A 5458-nucleotide genomic window follows, 5' to 3' on the forward strand; every position below is an offset into this window, starting at 1 on the left:
CGTGCAGGGAGATGGCGAAGAGGGGCGCTCCGCAGCCGTCGACGGTCACCTGGGCGACGCGCTGCCCGGTGAGGTCCTCGACGATCTCGGAGACGGCCTGCTGGAGGGGGTGGCCGGGGTCGAGATAGCTGTCGAGGGGCCAGCCGTTGAGCCGGCAGGTGTAGAGCATGGCGGCGTGCTTGCCGGAGCAGTTCTGGGCGGGGCGGGAGGGCAGTCGGCCCTCGCGTATCCAGCCGTCCCGGACGACCGGGTCGAACGGCAGGTCGGGCACGTTGCGCAGGTCGGCCTCGGTGAGTCCGGCCAGCTCCAGGATGCGGTGGGTGCCGGCCAGGTGGCGTTCCTCGCCGGAGTGGCTGGCGGCGGCCAGGGAGAGCAGCTCGCCGTCGAGGGGCAGGCCCGCCCTGAGCATGGCCACGGCCTGCACCGGCTTCAGGGCCGAGCGCGGATAGAAGGCCGCCTCGATGTCGCCGATCTGCAACTCCACCTGGCCGTCGGCGCCGAGGACGACGACCGACCCGTAGTGGATGCCTTCGATGACCCCGCCGCGCACCAGGTGCGCGACGGGCGAGTGGAGGGGTTCGCGGATCGCGGGGGCGTTCGCGAGGGAACTGCCGCCGTACATGGCTGCCTGCGCTGCTTCCTGCATGACGTCATCCTGCATCACTGCGTGGCTCACGCGTCGGCTCCGGCCGACCCTTGGGACTCGGCGGACCCGCTCGCCTCGGCGGCCTTGCGGGCCACCTGGGCGCGGACGCCGTACCAGCCCGCGACCAGTACCCCGGCGATCAGCGGGAGACACAGCACGGTGGTGCGGCCGGCGCCGCCGTCGGCGTACATCAGGACGAGGACCGAGGCGAGGAAGGCCAGCGTCACCAGCTCGGTCCACGGGGAGCCGGGGAGGCGGTAACTCGGGCGGGTCAGCTCGCCGTTCTCGGTCTTCCGCCAGAACACCAGGTGGCAGATCATGATCATGCCCCAGGTGGCGAGGATGCCGATCGCGGCGAAGTTCAGCACGATCTCGAAGGCGTCGGCGGGGACCACGAAGTTGAGGCCGACACCGAGTACGCAGAAACCGCTGGTGAGCAGGATGCCGCCGTACGGGACCTGGCTGCGGCTCATGTTGCCGGTGAACTTCGGCGCGGAGCCGGACATCGCCATCGAGCGCAGGATGCGGCCCGTGGAGTACAGGCCCGAGTTGAGGGAAGACATGGCCGCCGTGAGGACGACCAGGTTCATCACGCCGCCGGCCGCCGGGATGCCGATGTTGGACAGGACGGTCACGAAGGGGCTCTCGCCCGACGTGTACTTGTTCCAGGGCAGCAGCATCGAGAGGAGGACGACCGAGCCGACGTAGAAGAGGCCGACTCGCCACATGATCGAGTTGATCGCCTTGGGCATGATCTGCTCGGGGTTCTCGGTCTCGCCCGCCGCGACACCGACGAGTTCGACGGAGGCGTAGGCGAAGACGACGCCCTGGATGATCAGCAGCATGGGCAGCAGGCCGTTGGGGAAGACGCCGCCGTTGTCGGTGATCAGGGACGGGCCGGGGGTGTGGCCGTCGACCTGGTGCTGGGTGACCAGCAGGAAGATGCCGATCACCATGAAGACGACGAGGGCGCTGACCTTGATGATCGCGAACCAGAATTCCAGTTCGCCGAAGAATCTCACCGAGATCAGGTTCACGGTGAGGACGACCGCGAGGGCGATCAGCGCGATCACCCACTGCGGGATGTCGGAGAACATGCCCCAGAAGTGGGTGTAGGTGGCCACCGCGGTGATGTCGGCGATACCGGTGGTGGCCCAGTTCAGGAAGTACATCCAGCCCGCGGTGTACGCGCCCTTCTCGCCCAGGAACTCACGGGCGTACGACACGAACGCGCCCGACGAGGGCCGGTACAGGACGAGTTCGCCCAGCGCCCGGACGACGAGGAACGCGAAGACGCCGCAGACCGCGTAGGCGATGAAGAGGGAGGGGCCGGCGTCGGCCAGCCGGCCACCGGCGCCGAGAAACAGGCCGGTGCCGATGGCACCGCCGATGGCGATCATGTTGACGTGCCGGGACTTCAGCGTCTTGCTGTAGCCCGCGTCACCGGCGTCGACGTGCACGGCCTTCTTCAGTGCCGTGCCGTCCGCCGTGCCGTCCTGCAAAGATTGCTCGCTCACGCCTCGGGTCCGCCTTCCGGGGATCTCTGTGCGGGGTTGTCCTTGTGCGCGGCGCGCACGATGTCGGTGAGGGTCGTGGAGACCCGGTCGAGGTGGTGGGACATGGCCGCCACCGCGTCGTCCTCGCTGCGGTCGATCAGTGCCTCGACGATCGCGCGGTGCTCGCGGTTGGACTGCTCACGCCGGCCGCCCAGTTCGTTCAGGAAGGCCGACTGACGGGCCAGCGCGTCCCTGATCTCCTCGATCACCCGGCGGAACACCGGGTTCTGGGCGGCCTGGGCCACGGCCAGATGGAAGAGGGTGTCCATGGCGACCCACGCGGTGGTGTCGGTCTCGTGCTCCATGCGGTCCAGCAGGTGCGCGAGATGGTCGAGGTCCTCGGCTGTCCGCCGTACGGCCGCGTAGCCGGCGACCGGGATCTCGACGTGCCGGCGCACCTCCAGGAGGTCGCTGGCCGCGTAGTCGCCGAAGGTGGGGTCCTCGACGGTGCTGGACACCACGAAGGTGCCCTTGCCGGTCCTGGAGACGGTCAGGCCCATGGTCTGCAGGGCCCGCAGGGCCTCCCGCAGCACGGGCCGGCTCACCTCCAGGCGCCGGCACAGCTCGGCCTCGGAGGGGAGCTTGTCCCCCACGGCGTAGTCTCCGCGCTCGATGGCGCTGCGCAGATGACCGAGGACCGCTTCCATCGCGCTGACGCGCCGCGGTATCGAGTCACCTGTCTGGCTGTCTGACAGGTTCACGGGGGTGATCCTGCGGGTGAAGAGACAGAGCTGTCAAGGGTTTGGCCGGGACAGCAAAAGGTCAGGGGCCGGAGCGGTCCTCGCCCCGGCCCCCGCGTCCCGTCCGGCCTCAGCTCAGTACGCCCGCTCCCAGCAGCGCGAAGAGCAGTACGCCCACGACGATCCGGTAGATCACGAAGGCGTTGAAGGAGTGCTTGGCGACGAACTTCAGCAGCCAGGAGATGGAGCCGTAGGCGACGACGAAGGACACCGCAGTGCCGACGGCCAGCGGCGCGGCGCCCACGCCCGCACCCAGGGCGTCCTTCAGCTCGTAGATCCCCGCGCCGGTCAGGGCCGGGATACCGAGGAAGAAGGAGAGACGAGTCGCGGCGACCCGGTCGAGGTCGAGGATCAGCGCCGTGGACATGGTGGCGCCGGAGCGCGAGAAGCCGGGGAAGAGGAGGGCGAGGATCTGCGAACTGCCGACCAGCATCGCGTCCTTGAGGCTGGTGTCGTCCTCGCCGCGCTTGTGCCGGCCCATCTGGTCGGCGGCCCACATCACGCCGCTTCCGATGATCAGCGAGGCGGCGACCACCCAGAGCGAGGCCAGCGGGCCCTCGATCAGCGGCTTGGCGGCCAGGCCCACGACGACGATCGGGATGGTGGCGTAGATGACCCACCAGGCGAACTTGTAGTCGTGGTGGTAGCGCTCCTCCCGGTTGCGCAGGCCTCTCCCCCAGGCGGAGACGATCCGGACGATGTCCTTGAAGAAGTACACGAGCACGGCGGCGATCGCGCCGACCTGGATGACGGCCGAGAACCCGACCACAGCGGCGTCGTCGACGGGGATGTTCATCAGCCCTTCGACGATCTTCAGATGGCCGGTCGAGGAGACCGGCAGGAACTCGGTCACCCCCTCGACGGCTCCGAGGACGACGGCCTGACCGACGGAGATGGCGCTCATGGAATCCAGTTCTGCTGGGGAGGGGGTGGGTGGCGGCGGAGTCAGTCCTACTACACCCCGGCAAGGCGCAAACACCCTCCGCCTACAGCACGCCCCCCACCCACACGCCCGCGAAGGCCGCCCCGAGACCGGCGACCACGCTCCCCAGGACGTTGGCGGCGGCGAGGAGACCTGCCCCACCCTCCGTCAGCCGCAGGGTCTCGTACGAGAAGGTCGAGTACGTGGTCAGCGCTCCGCACAGGCCCGTACCCAGGAACAACTGGAGGTTCTGGCCCGGGGCGCCGCCGGCGAGCAGGCCGAGGATCAGACAGCCGGTGACGTTGACGGCGAGGGTGCCCCAGGGGAAGACGGTGTCGTGGCGGGACTGGACGATCCTGTCGGTGAGATAGCGGAGGGGTGCGCCGATCATTCCGCCCGTGATCACGAGCAGCCAGTTCACAATGACTTCTTACCCTTCGCGCCCGCTTTGCCCGGTTTATCCTCGGTCCGGCCGACGTACCTGATGACCTCGCAGTCGTCGAGGACGACCAGTCCCTCGGTGACGAGTTCGTCGAGCTGCGGCAGGAAGGACCGTACGTGTTCCTCGGTGTCGACGATGACGATCGCGATCGGCAGGTCCTCGCTGAGGGAGAGCAGGCGGGAGGTGTGGATGAGGGAGGACGCGCCGAAGCCCTCGATGCCGCGGAAGACGCTCGCACCGGCGAGGCCGGCCGCGCGGGCGCGGTGGACGATCTCCGAGTAGAGGGGTTTGTGGTGCCAGGTGTCGTTCTCGCCGATGAGGACGGTCACGCGCAGGGCGTTGCCGGTCAGCCTGGTCATCGTGTCCTCCGCTTCAGGACCCGGCGGGTCGTCGTGGCCGCCAGCGTCACGGCCGCGAGCGCGGCGAGCAGGGTGGCGGCGAGATAGGCGAGCCCGGTGCCGGGACGGCCGTGGCCGACCAGCTTCTGGATGTCGACGGCGTATGTCGAGAAGGTGGTGAAGCCGCCCAGCACTCCGGTGCCGAAGAACGGGCGTACGAGGTGGTGGACGGTCCGGATCTCCGTGACGGCGACCAGGAACACACCGATCACCGCGCAGCCGACGACGTTGACCCAGAAGGTGGTCCAGGGGAATCCGCCGGTCTGAGCGGGCCAGATCAGGGAGGCCGCATACCGGGCGCAGGCGCCGATCGCGCCGCCGACCGCGACCACCGCGACGACCGGGGCCTGGCCGTGCAGGGCGGACGGGCGCGGCCGGGTGGCGACGGTCGCGGTGCGGATGCCGGGGTCTGTCATGACCGTACGTCTCCTGCTCGCCGACGCCCGGGCGTACGGGCACGCCTGTGAACGCAAGTAGGGACCGTTGGCGGCGCTGCTGCCGCGGTTCGGGTACGGCGGGCCCCACCGCCGCGCCGCGAGCGGGAATCGCGGCCGGCCAACAGCGTAACGGCCGGGTACGGGAGCCGCACCCGGCTCTGCCGCCACCTCGGACGCCGAGCGCCGCGTGGACGGAAGCCGCGTGGACGGAGGCACGGCGACGCCCCGCCGAGCACGCGGATCGACGATGCCGGCCGCGGTCGAGCGCCCCGACAGGGGCGCGGGGAACTGCGCGACCAGCCCCCACCGGCCCGCAG

7 protein-coding genes are annotated in these 5458 nt (G+C 69.7%); all 7 read right to left on the reverse strand.

Annotated elements, in window-relative coordinates:
- Positions 1–622, reverse strand: a 622-nt coding sequence (locus AOK08_RS34865; protein WP_198539485.1) for an asparaginase, incomplete at its 3' end; no start/stop codon positions are given.
- A gap of 50 nt (positions 623–672) precedes the next feature.
- A complete protein-coding gene (locus AOK08_RS34870; protein ID WP_055533473.1) occupies positions 673–2163 on the reverse strand; it encodes an amino acid permease in 1491 nt (496 codons plus the stop codon).
- Positions 2160–2849, reverse strand: a complete 690-nt coding sequence (locus AOK08_RS34875) for a FadR/GntR family transcriptional regulator (protein WP_055533478.1) — start codon at positions 2847–2849, stop codon at positions 2160–2162. The genes AOK08_RS34870 and AOK08_RS34875 overlap by 4 nt, the downstream gene beginning before the upstream one ends.
- Before the next feature lie 163 nt (positions 2850–3012).
- The gene (locus AOK08_RS34880) at positions 3013–3846 is read right to left on the reverse strand and encodes an undecaprenyl-diphosphate phosphatase (protein WP_055533474.1); all 834 of its coding nucleotides are present in this window, start codon (positions 3844–3846) and stop codon (positions 3013–3015) included.
- A gap of 82 nt (positions 3847–3928) precedes the next feature.
- On the reverse strand, positions 3929–4285 hold the full coding sequence (crcB, locus tag AOK08_RS34885; protein WP_055533475.1) for a fluoride efflux transporter CrcB: 357 nt from the start codon (positions 4283–4285) through the stop codon (positions 3929–3931).
- The gene (locus AOK08_RS34890; RefSeq protein WP_055533476.1) at positions 4282–4665 is read right to left on the reverse strand and encodes a DUF190 domain-containing protein; all 384 of its coding nucleotides are present in this window, start codon (positions 4663–4665) and stop codon (positions 4282–4284) included. The genes crcB (AOK08_RS34885) and AOK08_RS34890 overlap by 4 nt, the downstream gene beginning before the upstream one ends.
- Entirely contained in the window at positions 4662–5120 is a 459-nt protein-coding gene (gene crcB, locus AOK08_RS34895) for a fluoride efflux transporter CrcB (protein WP_055533477.1), read from the reverse strand. Before crcB (AOK08_RS34895) ends, AOK08_RS34890 begins: the two co-directional genes overlap by 4 nt.
- Between the last annotated feature and the right edge of the window lie 338 nt (positions 5121–5458).

The sequence above is a fragment of the Streptomyces graminilatus genome (assembly GCF_001418565.1).
Lineage (GTDB): Bacteria > Actinomycetota > Actinomycetes > Streptomycetales > Streptomycetaceae > Streptomyces > Streptomyces graminilatus.

Excerpts from the sequence above, each read along its gene's own strand:
- AOK08_RS34875 (WP_055533478.1), bottom strand. The coding sequence starts at position 2,849 with ATGGAAGCGGTCCTCGGTCATCTGCGCAGCGCCATCGAGCGCGGAGAC.
- AOK08_RS34880 (WP_055533474.1), bottom strand. The coding sequence starts at position 3,846 with ATGAGCGCCATCTCCGTCGGTCAGGCCGTCGTCCTCGGAGCCGTCGAG.
- AOK08_RS34890 (WP_055533476.1), bottom strand. The coding sequence starts at position 4,665 with ATGACCAGGCTGACCGGCAACGCCCTGCGCGTGACCGTCCTCATCGGC.
- crcB (WP_055533477.1), bottom strand. The coding sequence starts at position 5,120 with ATGACAGACCCCGGCATCCGCACCGCGACCGTCGCCACCCGGCCGCGC.